The 19,666-nt window shown below is 64.1% G+C and carries 18 protein-coding genes, 1 tRNA gene and 2 pseudogenes; 15 read left to right on the top strand and 6 right to left on the bottom strand.

The annotated features are described in order from the left end of the window. Positions 1–127: 127 nt before the first annotated feature. A pseudogene (locus EJ078_RS30435) lies at positions 128–229 on the bottom strand (cytidylate kinase); the annotation flags it as partial. 96 nt (positions 230–325) lie between these two features. On the opposite strand from EJ078_RS30435, the gene EJ078_RS12980 reads away from it, so the two are divergent. After that, positions 326–1,216 carry a bile acid:sodium symporter family protein gene (locus tag EJ078_RS12980; RefSeq protein ID WP_127216882.1) on the top strand — a complete coding sequence of 297 codons (891 nt, stop codon included), beginning with the start codon at positions 326–328 and terminating at the stop codon, positions 1,214–1,216. Between the two features lie 9 nt (positions 1,217–1,225). On the opposite strand, the gene cmk is transcribed toward EJ078_RS12980, so the two are convergent. Beyond that, positions 1,226–1,876 carry a (d)CMP kinase gene (cmk, locus tag EJ078_RS12975; RefSeq protein ID WP_127216881.1) on the bottom strand — a complete coding sequence of 217 codons (651 nt, stop codon included), beginning with the start codon at positions 1,874–1,876 and terminating at the stop codon, positions 1,226–1,228. Positions 1,877–2,130: 254 nt separating this feature from the next. Next, positions 2,131–3,489 carry a 3-phosphoshikimate 1-carboxyvinyltransferase gene (aroA, locus tag EJ078_RS12970; RefSeq protein WP_067003404.1) on the bottom strand — a complete coding sequence of 453 codons (1,359 nt, stop codon included), beginning with the start codon at positions 3,487–3,489 and terminating at the stop codon, positions 2,131–2,133. A 194-nt stretch (positions 3,490–3,683) separates the two neighbouring features. On the opposite strand from aroA, the gene EJ078_RS12965 reads away from it, so the two are divergent. The 14 genes and pseudogenes from EJ078_RS12965 (at position 3,684) to EJ078_RS12900 (ending at position 15,184) form a co-directional block, all read left to right on the top strand. Beyond that, a complete protein-coding gene (locus EJ078_RS12965; protein WP_067003406.1) occupies positions 3,684–4,079 on the top strand; it encodes a TIGR02300 family protein in 396 nt (131 codons plus the stop codon). Between the two features lie 176 nt (positions 4,080–4,255). Continuing rightward, positions 4,256–4,331, top strand: a tRNA-Ala gene (locus tag EJ078_RS12960). A gap of 129 nt (positions 4,332–4,460) precedes the next feature. Further along, on the top strand, positions 4,461–4,811 hold the full coding sequence (locus EJ078_RS12955) for a hypothetical protein (protein WP_245299804.1): 351 nt from the start codon (positions 4,461–4,463) through the stop codon (positions 4,809–4,811). Between the two features lie 62 nt (positions 4,812–4,873). Further along, entirely contained in the window at positions 4,874–5,590 is a 717-nt protein-coding gene (locus tag EJ078_RS12950; RefSeq protein ID WP_127217015.1) for a DUF2161 family putative PD-(D/E)XK-type phosphodiesterase, read from the top strand. A gap of 133 nt (positions 5,591–5,723) precedes the next feature. Next, complete coding sequence (locus EJ078_RS12945) at positions 5,724–6,455, top strand: FadR/GntR family transcriptional regulator (RefSeq protein ID WP_067324712.1); 732 nt, start codon at positions 5,724–5,726, stop codon at positions 6,453–6,455. Next, complete coding sequence (locus EJ078_RS12940) at positions 6,452–7,654, top strand: PLP-dependent transferase (RefSeq protein ID WP_095824343.1); 1,203 nt, start codon at positions 6,452–6,454, stop codon at positions 7,652–7,654. The genes EJ078_RS12945 and EJ078_RS12940 overlap by 4 nt, the downstream gene beginning before the upstream one ends. A 25-nt stretch (positions 7,655–7,679) precedes the next feature. Further along, the gene (locus tag EJ078_RS12935; RefSeq protein WP_127217014.1) at positions 7,680–8,957 is read left to right on the top strand and encodes a sugar ABC transporter substrate-binding protein; all 1,278 of its coding nucleotides are present in this window, start codon (positions 7,680–7,682) and stop codon (positions 8,955–8,957) included. 275 nt (positions 8,958–9,232) lie between these two features. Further along, the gene (locus EJ078_RS12930) at positions 9,233–10,156 is read left to right on the top strand and encodes a sugar ABC transporter permease (RefSeq protein ID WP_095777012.1); all 924 of its coding nucleotides are present in this window, start codon (positions 9,233–9,235) and stop codon (positions 10,154–10,156) included. Next, positions 10,156–11,004 carry a carbohydrate ABC transporter permease gene (locus EJ078_RS12925; RefSeq protein WP_127217482.1) on the top strand — a complete coding sequence of 283 codons (849 nt, stop codon included), beginning with the start codon at positions 10,156–10,158 and terminating at the stop codon, positions 11,002–11,004. The genes EJ078_RS12930 and EJ078_RS12925 overlap by 1 nt, the downstream gene beginning before the upstream one ends. Positions 11,005–11,007: 3 nt before the next feature. Beyond that, a complete protein-coding gene (gene ugpC / locus EJ078_RS12920; protein WP_095799193.1) occupies positions 11,008–12,075 on the top strand; it encodes a sn-glycerol-3-phosphate ABC transporter ATP-binding protein UgpC in 1,068 nt (355 codons plus the stop codon). Between the two features lie 131 nt (positions 12,076–12,206). Then, positions 12,207–12,379, top strand: a pseudogene (locus EJ078_RS12915) (sugar phosphate isomerase/epimerase); the annotation flags it as partial. Between the two features lie 86 nt (positions 12,380–12,465). Further along, entirely contained in the window at positions 12,466–12,951 is a 486-nt protein-coding gene (locus EJ078_RS12910; RefSeq protein ID WP_095824342.1) for a hypothetical protein, read from the top strand. A 199-nt stretch (positions 12,952–13,150) separates the two neighbouring features. Continuing rightward, positions 13,151–14,590 carry an aldehyde dehydrogenase family protein gene (locus EJ078_RS12905; protein WP_127217070.1) on the top strand — a complete coding sequence of 480 codons (1,440 nt, stop codon included), beginning with the start codon at positions 13,151–13,153 and terminating at the stop codon, positions 14,588–14,590. Between the two features lie 12 nt (positions 14,591–14,602). Beyond that, a complete protein-coding gene (locus tag EJ078_RS12900) occupies positions 14,603–15,184 on the top strand; it encodes a DUF1349 domain-containing protein (RefSeq protein ID WP_067324209.1) in 582 nt (193 codons plus the stop codon). Positions 15,185–15,269: 85 nt separating this feature from the next. Here EJ078_RS12900 and EJ078_RS12895 read toward each other — a convergent pair whose 3' ends face one another. The 3 genes from EJ078_RS12895 to EJ078_RS12885 are packed head-to-tail and all read right to left on the bottom strand — an operon-like array spanning position 15,270 to position 19,641. Beyond that, positions 15,270–16,835 (bottom strand): glycosyltransferase, encoded by a 1,566-nt coding sequence (locus EJ078_RS12895; RefSeq protein WP_127217069.1) that lies wholly within the window; start codon positions 16,833–16,835, stop codon positions 15,270–15,272. Then, positions 16,832–18,994, bottom strand: a complete 2,163-nt coding sequence (locus tag EJ078_RS12890; RefSeq protein WP_127403396.1) for a glycosyltransferase — start codon at positions 18,992–18,994, stop codon at positions 16,832–16,834. Before EJ078_RS12890 ends, EJ078_RS12895 begins: the two co-directional genes overlap by 4 nt. Next, the gene (locus tag EJ078_RS12885; protein WP_127215148.1) at positions 18,991–19,641 is read right to left on the bottom strand and encodes a bifunctional DNA primase/polymerase; all 651 of its coding nucleotides are present in this window, start codon (positions 19,639–19,641) and stop codon (positions 18,991–18,993) included. Before EJ078_RS12885 ends, EJ078_RS12890 begins: the two co-directional genes overlap by 4 nt. Positions 19,642–19,666: the final 25 nt, after the last annotated feature.

The raw sequence follows: 19,666 nt of genomic DNA, 5'->3' as shown, positions 1-19,666 counted from the left end.
CGGGCTGAAGAGCCCTCGGCCGCTTAAGCGGCAAGTCCGGCGCATAGAGAATGCTGGCAGGCTGGTTCGTGCCCGATATGGGTATTTTCATCGCCTCCGGCAACGGAAAACACGAGGAAAACCCGGATCAGGCCTTGTTTCTCTTGGCCAGCAGTCTTTGATGGTTAGCCATGGCCGCCAGAAACGCGGCCTCTATAGACACTTCGCCGGTGTCAGGCAAGTGCGCGTCGCGGCGGTGCGCGTGCTCCGCCCGAATGTTTTTGCGATTACGCGTTCGCGGTTGCAGTTCTTCTTGCCGACATGGATGGTCACGGGGAGCATCACTATGCAGTCAAGCGCCACTTTCAACATCTTCCTGCCGGTTGCCCTCGTCATCATCATGCTGGGGCTTGGCCTGTCGCTCAAGCTCCAGGACTTCTTGCAGGTGGTGCTGCGACCGAAGGCCCTCCTGGTGGCTCTTATCGTGCAGATACTGGTTCTTCCCGTCCTTTGCTTCGGCATCGTGTCGGTTTCGGCTTTGCCGCCTGCCATGGCGGTCGGCATGATGCTGCTCGCGGCCAGTCCCGGCGCCCCGTCCGCGGTCCTCTTCACTCACCTTGCCAAGGGCGATACGGCGCTCAGCCTGACGCTGACGGCGATCAGCTCAATGGTGGCGCTGGTGTCGGTGCCATTGATCACCAATTTTTCGCTGCTGCATTTCTATGGCGCCGGGCACGTCATCCCGCTGCCGATCGAGAAATTCCTGCAGTTCTTTGCCGTTGTGCTTGTCCCGGTTTCGATCGGAGTTGCCGTCCGGCACCGCTACACGGCCTTGGCCGAGCGCTTGGAGGGGCCCGTCAAGCTACTGGCGACGCTTTTTCTTGCGGCGGTCGTTATTTTTGCCGTCGTCGATCAGCGGCAGGTTATCGTGACCTGGGGGCCCATTGTCGGCTTTGCCGCCTTTGCCTTCAACGTGGTGAGCATGGCGCTCGGCTACGCCGTTCCGTCGCTGCTGCGCCTGGAAAGGCGGCAGGCGGTCGCCATCACCATGGCAACGGCCATCCACAACGCCGCGTTCGTCATAGCCCTGGCGCTTAGCGAATATCTCCTCAACAACGCCGAAATGGCGATCCCGCCAGCGCTTTACGCCTTGATTGCCTATGTCACCGCGGCGGTTTTCGTAGCCGTCGTGAGCAGGTCAGGCAGACCTGCGATCGAAGGCACGATCCGGTCGTGATAGCCAAGCTCAGGCGAGGTCTTTCGCACCCATGGCGCGGTCGACGATTGCCATGGCTGCCAGAAACGCGGCCTCGATTGCCATGTCGCTGGTGTCGAGCAAGTGCGCGTCCGCCGCCGGCTTGAGCGGGGAGTCGGCACGGCCCATATCGCGCTCGTCGCGGCGCTCGATGTCGGCGAGGATCGTGGCAAGATCGGCGCTGCCGCCCATGCTTTCGATCTCGGCCAGCCGGCGCCTTGCCCGCACTTCCGCGCTCGCTGTGACATAGAGCTTGATATCGGCGTCGGGACACACGACCGTGCCGATGTCGCGTCCGTCGAGCACCGCGCCTGGCGGCGCCTTGGCGAACTCGCGCTGCTTGTCGACCAGGATGCGCCGGACCGACGGAATGACGGCGACCTTTGAGGCGGCCTCGCCTACCGCATGCGCCGAAAGCACCGTACGGTCGAGGTTCGAAAGATCGACTTGGCGTGCCGCGGTTTCCGCCGCCGAGACATTGTCGAGCGGCAGACCGAGCTCGAGCAGCTTATGGGCGACGGCGCGATAGGTGAGGCCGGTATCGAGCAGGTTCAGGCGGTAATGATCGGCGAGCCGGCGAGCGAGTGTGCCCTTGCCGGCGCCCGCGGGGCCGTCGATTGCGATGGTGAAGGGGGTGCTCATTGGCTCGCCTCGAACGATAGGCGCAATGAGCAAGATGAGCGCCGCGATCCTTCGCGCGCCCCTCTGTCCTGCCGGACATCTCCCCCGCTTGGGGGGAGATCAGCCGTCATCGCGGCTTGCGCCAATTGTCTATGTTGCAGGATTGAGCGGAGCGCCGGAGCCGCCAATCTCCCCCCTTGCGGGGGAGATGTCCGGCAGGACAAAGCGGGGTGCTGTTCCGCCTGCATCTCGGTTCGGCTCCAACCCATCGCCCGTCACTCGATCTCGGCGCCGAGCCCCTTCATCAGCCCCATGAATTCCGGAAAGCTCGTCGCGATCATGTTGGCGTCGTCGATGGTCACCGGCTTTTCCGTCGCCAGCCCCATCACCAGGAAACTCATGGCGATGCGGTGGTCGAGATGCGTCTTCACCGCCGTGTCCGGCCCGTTGGGATGAGCGCCCAGGCCCTTGCCGCCGGGCTTGCCGCGCACGGCGAGCGAGGCTTCGCCCTCGCTGCAGTCGACGCCGTTGAGCTTCAGCCCGTTGGCCACCGCCGACAACCGGTCGGATTCCTTGACGCGCAATTCCTCCAGACCCTGCATCAGCGTCTCGCCTTCGGCGAAAACAGCGGCAACCGCCAGCACCGGATATTCGTCGATCATCGACGGCGCCCGCTCCGGCGGCACCACGACACCTTTGAGGTCGGAGGAGCGCACGCGCAGGTCCGCCACGTCCTCGCCGCCGGCATTGCGGGGGTTGAGGATGTCGATGCGGCCGCCCATCTCCTGCAATGTGAGGAGCAGCCCGGTGCGGGTCGGGTTCATCAGCACGTTCTCGATCACGATATCGGAACCCGGCACGATGAGCGCTGCCACCAGCGGGAAGCCGGCGGAGGACGGGTCGCCGGGCACGGCGATGGTCTGCCCCGTCAGCTTGCCCTGGCCTTCGATGAAGATGTGGCGCACGCCGCGCTCGTCGGTCTCGACGGTCAGGTTGGCGCCGAAGCCTTTCAGCATCTTTTCGGTGTGATCGCGCGTCATCACCGGCTCGATCACGGTGGTGATGCCGGGCGTGTTGAGCCCGGCAAGCAGCACCGCCGACTTCACCTGTGCCGAGGCCATCGGCACGCGATAGGTTATCGGCGCGGCATGCTTGGGGCCGCGTAGCGTGATCGGCATGCGGTCGCCAGGCGCCGCTTTCAGCACCTGCACGCCCATCTGGCGCAGCGGCTCCAGCACCCGGCCCATCGGCCGGCCGGAGAGCGAGGCGTCGCCGATAAAGGTCGTCTCCATGTCATAGGTGCCAACCAGGCCCATGGTAAGCCGCGAGCCGGTGCCCGCATTGCCGAAATCGAGCGGGCCTTCCGGCTCGAGCAGCGCGCCGTTGCCGGTGCCGCGGATCACCCATTCGGCGCCCGTCTTTTCGATATGCGCGCCCATCGCCTTCATGGCGGCGCCCGTGCGCATCACGTCTTCGCCTTCCAGCAGGCCGGTGATGCGCGTCTCGCCGGAAGCCAGGCCGCCGAACATGAAGGAGCGGTGCGAGATCGACTTGTCGCCCGGCACCCGCGCCGTGCCGGCAAGGGCAGGGGATTTGCGGGCCGTAGCCGGCTTCGGGGCGGCAGCGTGAGACATTGTCTTTTCCAAATGCGGGTGCCGGCGGGCCGGCTCAATTCGTCGTGTTGCGGCGGTCTCGTATCACGGCGCGCCGCAATGGTCATCCCCTCACGCGGGCCTTCGAATGCAAGGTTTTGCGATGCCGGCTTTTGGCTTTGACAGCGCGGAAAACTGCGGTTAAGGGGACCATTCTTTTTTTGACGAGGCTTGCTGTGGCAAAACCTGAACTTGGCACAAAACGTGTCGACCCCGAAACGGGGCGGAAATTCTACGATCTGAACAAGGACCCGATCGTCTCGCCCTACACCGGCAAGAGCTATCCGCGCTCCTATTTCGAGGAAGGCAAGATTTCCGCGATCGAGGACGATGAGGACGTCGCCGACAAGGAAGTCGACTCCGAGGAGGAAGAAGGCGCCGAAATCGTCTCGCTCGAAGATGCGGACGAGGAGACCAAGGGCGGCGGCGACGATCTGCCCGATCTCGGCGACGACGAGGATGATGTCGATCTCGGTGACGATGACGATGACACCTTCCTTGCCGACGAGGAAGAAGAGGACGACGACGTTTCCGATATGATCGGCGTCGGCGACGACGAGGACGAGGTCTGATTTCGGCCCCGGCGCGATTGTTTGCCGGCCATTTTGACCTGTGACGAAAAAGCGGCTTTTCAAGGCTTGATCTTGACCGAAGGCGGCGCTAGAAGCCGCCAGCACTAAACGACGGCGCGGTGCCCAACCGCGCCGGATCTCTTCGCCGGAAACGGCGCCGGCTGACTGCCGGGAGTGGGGCCATAGCTCAGTTGGGAGAGCGCTTGAATGGCATTCAAGAGGTCGTCGGTTCGATTCCGATTGGCTCCACCAAACAGTCTTTCTGTGATGCTCGGTTTCGCGGCATTGGCGCTTGTCGCTTGTGGATCGGTATCCGAGGCCCCGCCTCCTCCTCAACCTGCCCCGGCTGCTGTCGCGGCTCCCGCTGTCCCGGATACTGCGGTGCTCGACCAAACCGTGGCGATCACGCCTCCGGGCAAGAGTGTCCCCGCCCGATATGCGGCGTTTTCAGGCATTTGGGCGGGACGGCTGGATGGCACCTTTGAAGGCAAGCTGGCCGTGCTGACCGTTTCACCGGCCGGGCAGGTGACGGTCAGCTACGCGTGGGGCGATATGGCCGACAACAAGCCGGGGATCGCCGACGGCGCCGGCAGGATCGCCGGGAACACATTAAAGCTTGGACGCCTGCCGAACGGCGCAGACATCACGTTTACGATGCAGCCTGACGGAACGCTTGCCGGCACCTACACGCTTGCCGGCCAGACCTATAGGGGCCAGTTCGCCAAGCAATAGCGGCGGGCGGTCGCGTCGCCTTCTGCCGTGTCGGCCGGGCTCGAATCGGCTATGCCTCTCCCATGCAGGAAACGTCCCTCTATGCACCGGTGAAGCGGTTCCTCGAGAGCCTCGACTTCACCGTCAAAGGCGAGGTCGGCGGCTGCGACATCGTCGGGTTGCGCGAAGGCGAGCCGCCCGTGGTCGTCATCTGCGAGCTGAAGCTGCAGTTCAATCTCGAGCTCGTTCTGCAAGGCGTCGATCGGGCGGCGGCCTGCGACGAGGTCTGGCTCGCCGCGCGGATGTCGGCGCGCGGCAAGGGCCGCGAGCACGATCGGCGTTTTCGCGCGCTCTGCCGCCGGCTCGGCTTCGGCCTGCTCGCGGTCGACGGGAAAGGCAAGGTCGAGTTGCTGCTCAGCCCGGCCGCCGTGCCGCCGCGGCGCGACCCGAGGCGGCGCTCGCGGCTGGTCGAGGAGCATCACCGCCGCAAGGGCGATCCCTCCATCGGCGGCAGCACGCGGCAAAAGCCGATCATGACCGCATACCGCCAGGAAGCAATTGCCTGCGCCGCCGCCCTGGCCGACGGCCCGAAGCGGCCGCGCGATTTGAAACTCGTCGCGCCCCGCGCGGCCAGCATCCTGCTGCACAACTACTATGGCTGGTTCGCCAGGGCCGAGCGCGGCATCTACGCTCTGACCGAACTCGGGCAGGCTGCCTTGCTGTCGCAAGGGGTCCTCGAAGGACCGCTGCAGGTCGCTCCGTTTCAAGTCGAGCAGCTTGGAGCGAAGCTCGGCGCGTGACCGGCTGACGCCGCTCGCGCATTGTCGGCTGCCGATCGAAATCGTCGAATCGCACCATGCGTGGTTGACTCACCTCTTCGTTCATGCAGAAATTGGTTGGACCATTGAGCCACTTTCGGATTGATTCACCAGCGTGACCGACCCTCTCCCGCCGATCCAGACGACGGCCCGCGATGATGCGGTCCTGAAGGCGTTGGCCGGCTTCGTGCGGCAGGAGGCGCTGGGTCCCGGTGAAAAACTGCCGACCGAGCGCATCTTGGCCGAGCGCCTTAAGGTCAGCCGCAACACGGTTCGCGAGGCACTCACCCGCTGGGAGGGGCTGGGCCTCGTCGAGCGGCGCCAAGGCAGCGGCACTTACCTCAAGGCGGCGGTCTCGCCCGACATGCTGCACATGCCGCTGACCCTTGCCGGCGGCAACGACTTTGCCGGCCTGATGCGCACCCTGGAGATCCGCCGCGCGCTGGAGGCCGAGGCCGCCGCTCTTTGCGCCGTCCGCGCCGGCAAGGCTGAGGTCGCCGAGATCGAGCGCAAGCTCGACATCATGGAAGAAGCCTTCCACAGCCGCGCCGGCATGTCGTCGGAGGAAGACTGGGAGTTCCACCAGTCGGTCTACCGCGCCTCCGGCAATCCGCTGTTCGAGCAGATCATCAGCGCCATGCACGAGCTGTTCCACCGCTTCTGGGAGCATCCGCTCGGCGTGCGCGATTTCGGCCATGCCAGCTTTCCCTATCACCGCACCATCTTCGACCGCATCGCCGCGCACGACCCGGAGGGAGCCCGGGCCGAAGCGCTGAAGCTCATCGCTACTGTCGAAAACGACCTCAAGCGCGGCGCCGCCAACCTCAAGCTTTTGGACCGCAAATGAACGAGCATCCCACAGGGTTCGACCCGGCTTCTTTGGCCAGCGACTATCTCGGCGAGGCGGCGACTCTTCTCGCGCATGACGATCCGTTCCCCGGCGGCGCTGTGGTGCCGCCGATCTACCAGACATCGCTCTTCACCTTCGACAATTACGCCGACATGGCCGACACCTTTGCCGGCAGGAGAAGGCAGCCGATCTATTCGCGCGGCGACAACCCAACGGTGATGGAATTCGAGGCGCGCGTCGCGGCCTTGGAAGGCGCGGAAGCCGCGCGGGGCTTTTCCAGCGGCATGGCGGCTATCAGCGCCACCGTGCTCGCCTTCGTCGGCGCCGGCGAGCGGATCGTTGCCGTACGCAACTGCTATGGCGACGCTTACCGCCTGTTCGAGCGCCTGTTCCCGCGCTTGCAAATCAAGGTCGACTATGTCGACGGCTCGGACCCCGATGCGGTGGCGGCGGCGCTTCCGGGCGCCAAGCTGCTCTACCTCGAAAGCCCCACCTCGATGATGTTCGAGCTGCAGGACATTGAGCACCTGACCCGGCTGGCCAAGGAGCGGGGCATCGTCACCACCATCGACAATTCCTGGGCGACGCCCGTCTTTCAGAAGCCGATTTCGCATGGTGTCGATCTGGTGCTGCACTCGGCTTCGAAATATCTCGGCGGCCACAGCGACACCGTCGCTGGCGTGGTGGCGGGCTCGGCCGCGCATATCAAGCACATCAACGAGCAGACCTATTCGTCGCTTGGCGGCAAGCTGTCGCCTTTCGAGGGCTGGCTTCTGCTGCGCGGCCTGCGCACGCTGCCGCTGCGGTTGCCGCATCATATGAAGAGCGGTCTCACGCTCGCCGAGCGGCTGAAGGCGCATGGCAAGGTCGAGCGGGTCAACCATCCCGCCTACTCCAACCATCCCGGCAAGAAGACGCTTGCCGGCTATGCCGGGCTGTTCTCTTTCGAGGTCGCGGAAGATGTCGACATTCCGGCTTTCGTCGATGCGCTGAAGCTGTTCCGCATCGGCGTCAGCTGGGGCGGCCATGAAAGCCTGGTCGTGCCCGCCAAGGCCTCGCTCGAGCAGACGCCGGGTCTGAATTCGATGGCGCGCTTCGGCGTCAGCCCCCGAACCATCCGCTTCAATGTCGGATTGGAGAACGTCGAGGACCTCTGGGCCGACATCGCCCAGGCCTTCGACAAGGCAAAAAAATAAGGTGTTCAAAATGGGAGTTCCGAACATGAAAAGACTGACAATCCTGCTTGCCGCCGCTGCCGGCCTCGCGATTTCCGCCGGGGCCGCGCTGGCCGACACCACCGTCAAGATGGTCGAGGTCATCACCAGCCCGCCGCGCACCGAATTCCTGAAGAAGCAGATCGCCGAATTCGAGCAAGCCAATCCCGGCATCAAGGTCGAGCTCGTCTCGCTGCCTTGGGGTCAGGCGTTCGAGAAGTTTCTCACCATGGTCCAGGCCGGCGACACGCCCGACGTGGTCGAGATGCCGGAGCGCTGGATGGGCCTCTATGCCAACAACGGCCAGCTCGAGGATCTCGGCCCCTACATGGCCAAATGGGACGACGCCAAGACGCTCGGCGACCGGGCCAAGCAGTTCGGCTCGACCGTCAACAACACCCAGTTCATGATCCCTTACGGCTATTATGTGAACGCGCTGTTCTGGAACAAGAAGCTGTTCAAGGAAGCGGGTCTTGACCGTCCGCCGGAAAACCTCGACGAGTTCGTCGAGTTCTCCAAGAAGATCTCCGCCATCCCCGGCAAATACGGCTATTGCCTGCGCGGCGGTCCCGGCGCCTTCAACGGCATGCACATGTTCATGAACATCGCCGCCGGCAAGGGCGGCTACTTCACCGAGGACGGCACCTCGACCATCAATGACGCGGGCTCGGTCAAGGGGCTGCAAATGCTGGCCGACATGTACAAGAACGGCCTGGCGCCGAAGGATTCCGTGAGCTGGGGCTTCAACGAGACGGTGACCGGCTTCTATTCCGGCACCTGCGCCATGCTCAACCAGGATCCGGACGCGCTGCTCGGCATCGCCGACAAGATGAGCGCCGACGACTTTGCGGTCGCGCCGCTGCCGGTCGGCCCGAGCGGCAAATCCTATCCGACGCTGGGCTATGCCGGCTGGGCGATGTTCGCCAATTCGCAGCACAAGGACGAAGCCTGGAAGCTGATGGCGACGCTGCTGTCGCCCAAGGACAATCTGGAATGGGCCAAGGAAGTCGGCGTCGTCCCGATCCACAACGGCGCCGATCAGGACGCCCACTTCAAGACCGAGCAGTTCAAGGGCTGGTTCACCGAGCTCAACGACAGCTCGAAATATGAAATGGTGACGCCGCCGACCCATCTGGAAAACCTCGGCAACTTCGTCGACCAGGTGGCGATCAAGAACTTCCAGGAAGTGCTGCTTGGCCAGAAGCCGGCCAAGCAGGTGGCCGACGAGTGGGCGGCGTTCCTGACCAAGGAGCAGCAGGCCTGGCTGGCCAAGAACAAGAAGTGACCTTTCTTCCTTCTCCCCGCTTGCGGGGAGAAGGTGTCACCCGATGAATGTCGCCCAAAAGTGCGAAGCGGTTTTGGGAGAACGACATTCACGGACAAGTGACGGATGAGGGGCAGCGCCGAATCCTGAAAGTCGGCTCCGCTCCTCATCTGCCTGCCCTCCTCCGCAGCAGCTGCGCTGCAGCTACGGAGGGTGAACCGGCGTCTTCTCCCGGTGAATGGGGAGAAGGACGCTGTCGCCACGCTGGCCTCACCATCACCCGTAGAGCCAAATCGATGACCTACGCAGTGTCCGAAATCCGATCGACCGGCCGGCCGCGCAAGAAGCGGCTGAGCAAGGCCGCGATCGAGCCCTGGCTCTATCTTTCGCCGGCTATCGTCCTGCTGGTCGTCGTGCTCCTGGTGCCGCTGATCATCGGCATCAGCTATTCCTTCCGCAAATTCTCCGCCTTCAAATCGGAATATGTCGGGCTCGGCCAGTACCAGGCGATGCTCTCCGACGCGGTGCTCGGCCAGGCGCTGGTCAACACGCTTTGGTGGACGGCCGCCAGCCTGTTCTTCCAGTTCTTCCTCGGGCTTGGTCTGGCGCTGCTGCTCGACAAGCCCTTTTATGGCCGCAAGGTCGTGCAGGCCGTGGTGTTCCTGCCCTGGGCGGTGCCGTCCTTTCTTTCCGGCCTTACCTGGGCCTGGCTGTTCAACCCGATCATCGGCCCGCTGCCGCACTGGCTTTTCGCGCTCGGCCTGAAGGCCGAGCCGACCAACGTGCTTTCCGATCCGGCCACAGCCATGTGGGGGCCGATCGTCGCCAACATCTGGTTCGGCATTCCCTTCTTCGCCATCACTCTGCTTGCGGCGTTGAAGTCGATCCCGTCGGAACTGCATGAGGCGGCAGCCATCGACGGCGCCTCGCCCTGGCAGCGCTTCACCAAGGTGACGCTGCCGTTCCTGGCGCCGACCATCGTCATCACCGTCATGCTGCGCACCATCTGGATCGCGACCTTCGCCGACCTGATCTTCGTCATGACCGAGGGCGGACCGGCAGGCTCGACCAGCACGGTGCCGGTCTACATCTATGTCAGCGCCTTCAAGTCGCTGGACAAAGGCTATGCGTCCGCAGTCGCGGTTCTGCTGCTGGTGCTGCTCATTGCCTATGCGGTTGGCCTGATCGCCATCCGCCGCACGCTTGTGAGGCATGTCTGATGATCGCCGGCCGCTCCACCTCCTCGCGCATCGCCGGCGGCATCGGCCTCTACGCCGCGATCGCCGCCTATGTCGTCTTCGCGCTGTTCCCGATCTTCTGGACGCTGAAGATCTCTGTGACGCCGGAGCGGCTGCTCTATTCCGAAGGCATAACGTTCTGGCCATCGGAAATGACGCTCAAGAACTTCGACACCGTGCTGGAGGCTTCCGACTTCCCGCGCTATTTCCTGAACAGCGTCATCGTCTCGGTGTCGACGGCGGCACTGGTCACCGTCATCGCCACGCTAGCCGGCTATGCGATGTCTCGCTTTACCTTCCGCGGCAAGGCGACTTTAGCGATCCTGCTTCTGCTGACCCAGACTTTCCCGCTGGTGATGGTCATCCCGCCGATCTACCGCATCATGGGCGATCTCGGCCTGACCAACAGCCTAACCGGGCTGATCATCATCTACACCGCCTTCAACACCGCCTTCGCCACCTTCCTGATGCAGTCCTTCTTCGACAGCATTCCAAAGGACTTGGAAGAGGCGGCGATGATCGACGGCTGCACGCGCGCCCAGGCCACGCGCCGGGTGATCGTGCCGCTCACCTTGCCCGGCATGGGGGCGACGCTCGGCTTCGTCTTCACCGCCGCCTGGAGCGAATTGCTGTTCGCGCTGATGCTGATCTCCAGCGATGAGCAGAAGACCTTTGCCGTCGGCTTGCTCACCTTCATCGGCAAGTTCGCTGTCGACTGGGGGCAGATGATGGCGGCCTCCATCCTGGCGCTGATCCCGGTCTGCATCTTCTTCGCCTTCCTGCAACGCTATCTCGTCACCGGCCTTACCGCCGGCGCTGTCAAAGGATAATCGATGGCTTCCGTCACCCTGCAACATGTCGAGAAGGACTATGGAGCGCTGCGCATCCTGCACGGCGTCGATCTCGAGATCGCCGACGGCGAGTTCGTCGTGCTGGTCGGCCCGTCCGGCTGTGGCAAGTCAACGCTGCTGCGCATGATCGCCGGCCTGGAGGAGGTCACCGGCGGCGAGATCCGCATTGGCGAGCGGCTGGTCAACGATGTGGCGCCGAAGGACCGCGACATCGCCATGGTGTTTCAGTCCTATGCGCTCTACCCGCATATGGACGTCTCCTCGAACATGGGCTTCAGCCTGATGCTGAAGAAGACCGAGAAGACGACGATCGACGGCAGGGTGGGCGCCGCCGCCAAGCGCCTCGGTCTGGAGACGTTTCTCGGCCGCCTGCCGCGCCAGCTTTCCGGCGGTCAGCGCCAGCGCGTCGCCATGGGCCGCGCCATCGTGCGCGATCCCAAAGTCTTCCTGTTCGACGAGCCGCTGTCGAACCTCGACGCCAAGCTGCGCGTCCACATGCGCGCCGAGATCAAGGCGCTGCACCAGCAGCTGAAGACGACCTCGGTCTATGTCACGCACGACCAGGTCGAGGCGATGACCATGGCCGACCGCATCGTCGTCATGCATGACGGCTATGTGCAGCAGGTCGGTCATCCGCTGGAGCTCTACGATCGTCCCGCCAACACTTTCGTCGCCGGGTTCATCGGCTCGCCCGGCATGAATTTTTTGCCGGCAAAGGTCGCCAAGGGCGGCAAGGTCGATGCCGTGCTGGCCGACGGCCAGAAGCTGAGGCTGCCGGACGGATTGCCGCTGAAGGATGGCGATGCGCTGACCGTCGGGCTGCGGCCGGAACACATCCGGCTGGCCGACGACGGCCCGCTGAAAGGTCAGGTCGAGGTCGTCGAGCCGCTCGGCCTGTCGACGCAATTCTATGTCAGGCTGGCCAACCAGCAGATCTGCGTCTTCGTCATGGGCCGCAGCAATGTCAAACCGGGCGACGAGGTCCGCCTCGCCGCCGACCCAGCGGCGCTGCATCTGTTCGATCCGGCAAGCGGCGCTCGCATCGGTTAGGTCAGCGCCGGCGGAAGGCGTCCAATGTGTAATCGGGCCGGTCAGGTCGCCTAGATCGGCCAATATCCCGGACAAGACCAGCGTCGTCGCCACGCCTGCACCGGCCCCGCCTGCGCTGTCGTGCTCGACGCGAATCCTTCTCCTCCGAGATCGTCGGCGAGAACCTCTTGAGGAAGACGGCGATCTGGCGCAATTGTGGACCGACAACATGGAATTGGCCCGCCATGCGCGCCGCTTCATCGACGTCGGCCTGGAGACCGCCCGGCGCAAGGCCGAACTCCACTCGGCCTCGCAAGAGCCCTGACGCTTCGATACTGCCGCGAGGTGAATTGCGGTTTTCGGCAGCCGCGCTCTGCTAGACTCCCGTGATTCGTCTCGACAGGGAACGGCATGAGCAAGGCTCTCGGCACATTCGCATTGGTCACGGTTCTGAGCGCCTTGCTGATGGCGCTGTCGCTGGCGGTCGCCAAGCACGGCTACCCTCAAGGCGCCTTCGGCGTTAAGCGCCTCGACGGCATTGCCGACGCGGGTTCGTTCCTGGCCATCGCCGCCATTTATTTCTTCAGCGCGCTGTTGATGTTGATCCTGCCCATCCGCGCCGCCGGGGTTGTGCTTACGCATGCCGCCGACGCGATCTTCTGGGCAACGATCGTGCTGTTCGCCGCCATTGTCGGTTCGCTTCTCGCTCGATGGGCGCTCGGCCAGCGTGAGGTGCCTTGGACCCTTCTCAACTGGCGCTTCCTGTTCGTCCCGGCGATCGTCGGCGCGCATCTCGCCATGAATGAGCTTCGCCGCAACATCTTGCTCAGAAGCCTGTTCTTCGTCATCTTCGCCGCGGCAACGCTCGCCTGCCTGTTCTGGTCGTTTTCCGTCTGAAGGAGGCCGTCAGGGCTTTGTCGTGACAGGGGGCGCGGACGAAGCCGGTGGACTTCCACCGCCGCGCGCCTACCTTTATCGAAAGCTTCTCGGGTAGACGTTTCCGCAGACCATGGCTATATCATTTGTCTGACAAATGACCGGCGCTTTGCCACGCCAGCCAATCTCGAAGAAGCAAGCCAATCTCGAAGGAATGAAGATGACCGTGCTCCGCAAGAACCTGATCGACGGCGAGTGGCTGGGCGAGGCCGGCTCGCGCAACATCAACCCGTCGAACACCAACGATGTGGTCGGCGAATACGCCTCGGCCGGGCCGGAGGAGGCCAAGCAGGCCATCGCGGCCGCCAAGGCGGCCTTCCCGGCCTGGTCGCGCTCCGGCCCGCTGGCGCGCCATGCCGTGCTGAAGAAGACTTCCGACGAGATCATGGCGCGCAAGGACGAGATCGGCCGGTCTCTCGCTCGCGAAGAAGGCAAGACCCTGGCCGAAGGCGTCGGCGAAACCATCCGCGCCGCGCAGATCTTCGACTTCTTCGCCGGCGAGACGCTGCGGCTGTCTGGTGAGCTTGTGCCGAGCGTGCGCCCCGACGTCGGTGTCGAGATGACCCGCGAAGGCGTCGGCGTGGTTGGCATCATCACGCCGTGGAACTTCCCGATCGCCATTCCCGCCTGGAAGATTGCGCCTGCGCTGGCCTACGGCAACACCATCGTCTTCAAGCCGGCGGAACTGGTCCCCGAAAGTGCCTGGACCATCGTCGACATCCTGCATCGTGCCGGGCTGCCGAAGGGCGTTCTCAACCTCGTCATGGGCAAGGGCTCTGTCGTCGGCCAGGCCATGCTCGACAGTCCGGACGTCAACGCCATCTCCTTCACCGGCTCTGTCGGCACAGGCAAGCGTGTCGCCGCGGCGAGTGTCGAGCATATGCGCAAGTTCCAGCTCGAGATGGGCGGCAAGAACCCGCTGGTCGTGCTCGACGATGCGGACCTTGCGGTGGCCGTCGATTGTGCCGTCAACGGCGCCTATTTCTCGACCGGCCAGCGTTGCACCGCGTCCTCGCGCCTCATCGTCACCGAAGGGATCCACGACCGCTTCGTCGACGCCATGAAGGAACGCCTGGACAAGCTGGTCATCGGCGACGCGCTGGACGCCAAGACCCAGATCGGCCCGGTCGTCGACCAGACCCAGCTCAAACAGGATGAGGACTATATCGCCATCGGCCGCCAGGAAGGCGCTGAACTCGCCTTCGGCGGCGAGCGGCTGGAGCGCGAAACTCCCGGCTTCTATCTCAGGCCGGCGCTGTTTACCGGCGCCACCAACGCCATGCGCATCTCGCGCGAAGAAATCTTCGGCCCGGTCGCCAATGTCATCCGCGTCAAGGATTATGATGAGGCGCTGACTGTGGCCAACGACACGCCGTTCGGCTTGACCTCCGGCATCTGCACGACAAGCCTGAAGCACGCGACGCATTTCAAGCGCAACTCCGAAGCCGGCATGGTAATGGTCAACCTGCCGACGGCGGGCGTCGACTTCCATGTGCCGTTCGGCGGCCGCAAGGGCTCGAGCTACGGCCCGCGCGAGCAGGGCCGCTACGCCATGGAGTTCTACACCACCGTCAAGACGGCCTATACGTTCGCCGGCTGACGGGCAGGCGTCATGACGTCCGACTTCGCCGGAATGGCCTGGCTCAACCCGCCGCCGCGCCATGTGTTTGGCGACGGGACGCTTCATGTCCGCACCGGCAAGGAGACGGATTTTTGGCGCGAGACCTTCTACGGCTTCCGCCGCGACAATGGCCATTTCCTCTATCGTCCCGTGGCGGGCGACTTCAGCGCCGAGGTCACCGTCAAGGGCGAATACAAGGCGCTCTACGATCAGGCCGGCCTGATGCTGCGGCTCAGCGAAACGCACTGGATCAAGGCCGGTATCGAATACACGGACGGCCTCGCCTATTTTTCCGTTGTCGTCACCAACGACGCCTCCGACTGGTCGCTGGTCAGCATTCCGACCGACCCCGACGGCGTACGGATTCGTCTGACCCGCCACGCCGAAGCCATTCGCGTTCAGTACCTCGAAGCCGCGGACGGCCGCTGGAAACCGGTGCGGCTGGCCCATTTCCCGGTCTCGCGGAGCGTCAACGTCGGCATGATGTGCTGCTCGCCGCAGCGCGAAGGCTTCGAGGTGATGTTCTCGGGCTTCAGCGTTGGCCCGCCAATCGCGAGAGAGTTGCACGATTGATGGTGGCGCGGCGCTGCCCGCGCGCACCTGCGACGCTGCCCTCCGCGGCCGGCCGTTTCTGGAAGGAAACTGGGAAAGACGGGCCTCACCAAGGGACGTGCTGTATCTCCAGCCGCGGCAGTCCGATCGGCCTGATGCCGAGATCGTTCGCCAGGGCACCGAAACCCTCGGTCTCGATCAGGTCGCGATAGGGGATCTCCGGAAAGCGAAGGCCGCCGCGATGCAAGGCGGCATCGACCAAGAGCATGGTGCCGCCGACACCGTCCAGGCCGATGCTGTCGAGGTGGCGGACATCGCTCATATGCAGCCTTGCATGGGTGTGCCGCGGAGGCTGATAGAGACCGTCGTGAACATGGCGGAAGTAGTTATGATCTCTGTTGTGCCGCACCGTGACGAAACTGTTGAGGTCGAAGCTGTCGCCGCCTGGGACTTTCACGCAGTGCGGCGCGACGATGCGGTGCCCCCTTGCAATCAGCCGGGTCACGACGTCCGCTGGAAAACACCAGACATCGATGTCGATCCACAGCGCCCAGTCGTCCTCTTCGGTCAGCCCCTTATCGATCAGATGGTTACGCACTTTGGCGATGCCGCTGCGCCTGACGCGTTGCAGCTGCCGGTTCGCTCGCTTGTCGCGGTCAAGCTCGGTGCCGAGTTGTTTCCGCAGCAGCACGACCTCCCGATAGTCCTTGCCCAGGGCCGCAGTGGCACCTTGCAGCCGCTCCCAGCTGTCATCTGAACTGTCGCCTTCGCAAAAGACGAGCTTCATCCTATTTTTTGGGTAGTCGAGCTGCCGCAACGCGGCGAGGAATGGCTCTATGTGTTGGGCCGCATCGCGCAGCGGCACCAGCACGGCGAGGTTGGATCCCGATGGTGGCCGCGCTGCGACGGCCGCTTGGCTGACGCTTTGCCGGGCGGCTTGCTCATCGGAAATAGTCCCGCGCGTCAGGCGGTGCCGGGCCTGGTAGATCAACTTGCGCAGCCTATGCCGCAACCGGGCGGGCTTCTCCGGCGTCCACCATGTGCCCGCCCAGTGGTGGATCGACAACGTCATGCCGCCGCTGCCCGCCCGCTTTCCCGACGAATCGAGAGGCGAGTACAACTCGGCCGGATGGATCGCAAACGCCGTCTGGTCTGGATAGCCGAGTTGCGCGGAGGTAAGCACGCAAGGCCCGGTGGCGTCGATCGCCTGTTTTGCGCGGACGAGCCCGGGCAGGAACGACAGCAAATGAAGCCAGAATGGGTGCCCCGGCGGGCTGGCCATGGTCCCGTTGAACAGAAGGTAAGGCAATCCGCGAAAGTCCGCCTGCACGCGTGCGTGGGCGTCCGGCTCCGTGCAGAACACGATCCGATCCTCGCCCAGGATCGGATCGAACGGCGCCACGCATTCGCAATCGATATCGGCATAGACGCCGCCGAAATGGTGGAGAAGCAGATAGCGGCCCGCGTCGGCGCGCAGGATACCATACTCGTAGCTGCAAAAGGTCGGCAGGAAGCTGGGATAGTGTGCGGCCACGAACTCGAGCAAAGTCCGATCGTTCCAGAACATCATCGTCCAGTCCGGATGATGCCGCTTCCAGCTGTCGACATAGCCTTGGAAACGGGGTGGGACGATGTCGGTCTTCCACGTCTGGTGCAGGATTTTCGGGATCATCCGCGGCTCACGGCTTGAACTTGGTCACAGTCGGCGGCGAAGGGCGTGCCCAGGCCCTGACCGACGGCATCGCGGATCGCCTGCGGCCCGAACCGCGACCACGCGGCCTCGTGGGCCCGGGCGCGAACGCTGGCCATGCGCGCATGGTCGGAACAAAGTCTGACCGCTATGTCGGCCAATCCCTCGTCGGTGTCCGACAGAAGCACCTCGTCGCCCTCGATCAGGTTGAGACCCTCGGCTGCCAGCGGCGTTGCAATGACCGGGACCCCCCAGGCCATTGCTTCGAGGATCTTGATGCGCGTGCCGCCGCCCATGGCAAGCGGGACGATGCCGAGATGGGCAACGGACAACAGAGGTCTGATATCGTCCGGATCTTCGACCAGACTGACCCCATCCAGTCTTGCCAGGGCGCGAACGCGCGACTCGGGCGAACGGCCGGCAAGAACGAGCTTCGCGGTCGGCAGCGTCTGGCGAATGCGGGGCAAGATGGTGTGCCCCAGCCGCTCGGCGGCGTCGACGTTCGGCTGATAGCCCAGATGCCCAACATAGAGGATAAGGGGAAACGCATCCGAGACGGCTCGCTGCAGCGGCAGTAGCCGCGGCAGCTCGTCCGCTCGCGGGATGCCGTTTGGCACGATGTGGACGGGGACTTGCGGCCGGACAAACGCCTCCAGCCGCTGACGATCCCGTTGCGAGCACACCCAGATACGGTCGACGATGGCTGCCGCCTTTCTCTCGAGCGCCCTGAGGTCTGAGGAAAACGGCCGCCAACGCTTCTTGCGCGGCAACTGACCGGCGAGATCCGATTCAACATTGTGCATGTCCAGAACGAGTTGCCGGACAATCGGCCGCAACGGAGCGAGAAATCTGAACAGACCAACGCCTTCGACCACAATAGTATCCGGGCGAAAATCCGCCACGAGCGCCTTGAGCCGCGCCAGCGCCGGAAGCGGTATCCGGCTCTCGCCCTTGGCCCTCCAGCGGGCGAGCGAAGGCGCTCGCGGTTCGGACTTGTTGATGAGCTCAGTCACGCGAATGTCCGGCCCGGGAGGTTGGACGTCGCTGCTTCGCGGCAGGAGCGAGGCCAGGCAGACCGGGCCGAACGCGGCTGCCGCCATGGCGTTGCCGAAATTCCTGAGATCGGCGCCGGACCTCGGCGGAAACGGCGGGTCGTGGCATATGATCAGCGTGCGGCGCGACGTCGCTGAATTGGGCATTGGCGACATCCTAGCCTCAGTCTCGGTCAGTCGCCCGATTCGGATCCTGGCCAGATATCGCATCGCCTTCCAACTGCGGCCCAGCTCCTTATGCGCTCGGACCGCGCGCATCATGCCGCCAGCATCGGCGAACTTGCGGTGCCTGATCAGCTGTCGGGCGATCCGCTGAGCTATCCAGGCCTTGCGCCACTGCACCGCCTCCCGTTCGACGCCGGCGGCAGCCAGCCCGTTCAGTTCCAGCGCTATGGCAAGGAAGGTCCTGCGCGGTGCCGTGATGAAGCGGCGCGCCATACGTTCCTCGTCATGGTGGTAGAGCAGCACCGGGGTCTCGACGGTAACCACGTCGGCACGGGCCAGCACGGCGGTCCAGTAGCAGGTGTCCTCATCGAGGCCGATCGTTTCCGGAAAGCGGAGGTTTGCGGTCGCCCAGTCGGCGACCAACGCGCTTCCCATCGCGATTGGCCACACTTCGTTGCGAAGGTAGCGTCGCACATTCTCTCGCCGGTCCGCGCCGTAGCCTTGCGGTGCCTTGAGCTTGTCCGGCCGGCTTTTTGTCCGCCGTATGCTGGCCCCGACGGCAAGGCCGGCGCAAGGCCGGCCTGCCAGCGCCGCGCTCAGCCGCGACAGGCTGCCGGGCATCACCTCGTCGTCGGCATCGAGAAAGAATATGGATGTGCCGCTTGCCCGCTCGAGTCCGACATTGCGCGCGGCGCCCGCTCTGCGCAGTTGAACGCCCACCACGTCCAGCGGCAAGCCGTGACGGTGCGCGCTTTGCCTCGCCATCGCAGCCGTCTGGTCGTCCGATCCGTCGTCGACCAAGAGAATCTCGCGGATGACCGCTCTGTCGGAGGCCAGACTGCCGACTGCCGCTTCGATGGTTGCAGCCGCATTTCTTGCCGGGATAACGACGGTAATGTCAGCCGCCACAGGTGAGCCGCTCATTGCTGTTCGAAGAAGCCACGCTTGAGCAGGCGGTCATAGCAATGCTTAAGCACCGACACCGGGCGCAGCGAAAGACTGTCAAGATTGCCCACCACCTGAGGTTCGATGTCGAATGGCGACTGGCCTTCGATCCAGCTGTAGGAGGAGCCGTCCTTCAGCACCGACGGGCAGCCCACGACATAACCGCCCAGCGCCTTCGCGTGACCCACCCGGCGCAAGCCGAAATGGAGGCTGGAAGAGATCACCGGTTCCCGCGTTCTTAGATAGACATGAAATCCGCTCGGCGATTTTGCTATTGGCGTGCCGTTCGCAATCGCCTTGTGACCGGACCGCCAGGCACGGTAGCCGGCGTCGTCATCGAAATCGAGGATCATCAGGTTCCCAAATCCGCCCAATATGCCGACATTGCCGGCAAAGTCGCCAAACCAGCGCGCGATGTCGCTGCGGCCCGGCGGCTTCTGCGCCAGTTGGAAGGTGATGGAGGTGAACGCCAGTTCCTTCAGGTCCTTGCGCAACGTCCGCAGGTGCAACGGATCATACTCCATGGCCGCGAGGTCGAGATGCTTGCCGCCGGCACGAAGCGGCAGGCAGATATAGCCGCGCTCGAACAGCCTTATGGTATAGTCGGTCAGTGCCCCAGCCTGCATCCGCCAAATGTTCCGGGATCGAGAC

It is taken from the genome of Mesorhizobium sp. M1A.F.Ca.IN.022.06.1.1, assembly GCF_003952605.1.
GTDB lineage: Bacteria > Pseudomonadota > Alphaproteobacteria > Rhizobiales > Rhizobiaceae > Mesorhizobium.
The sequence above is the reverse complement of the archived record's forward strand: the minus strand, read 5'-3'. Positions and strand labels throughout refer to the sequence as shown.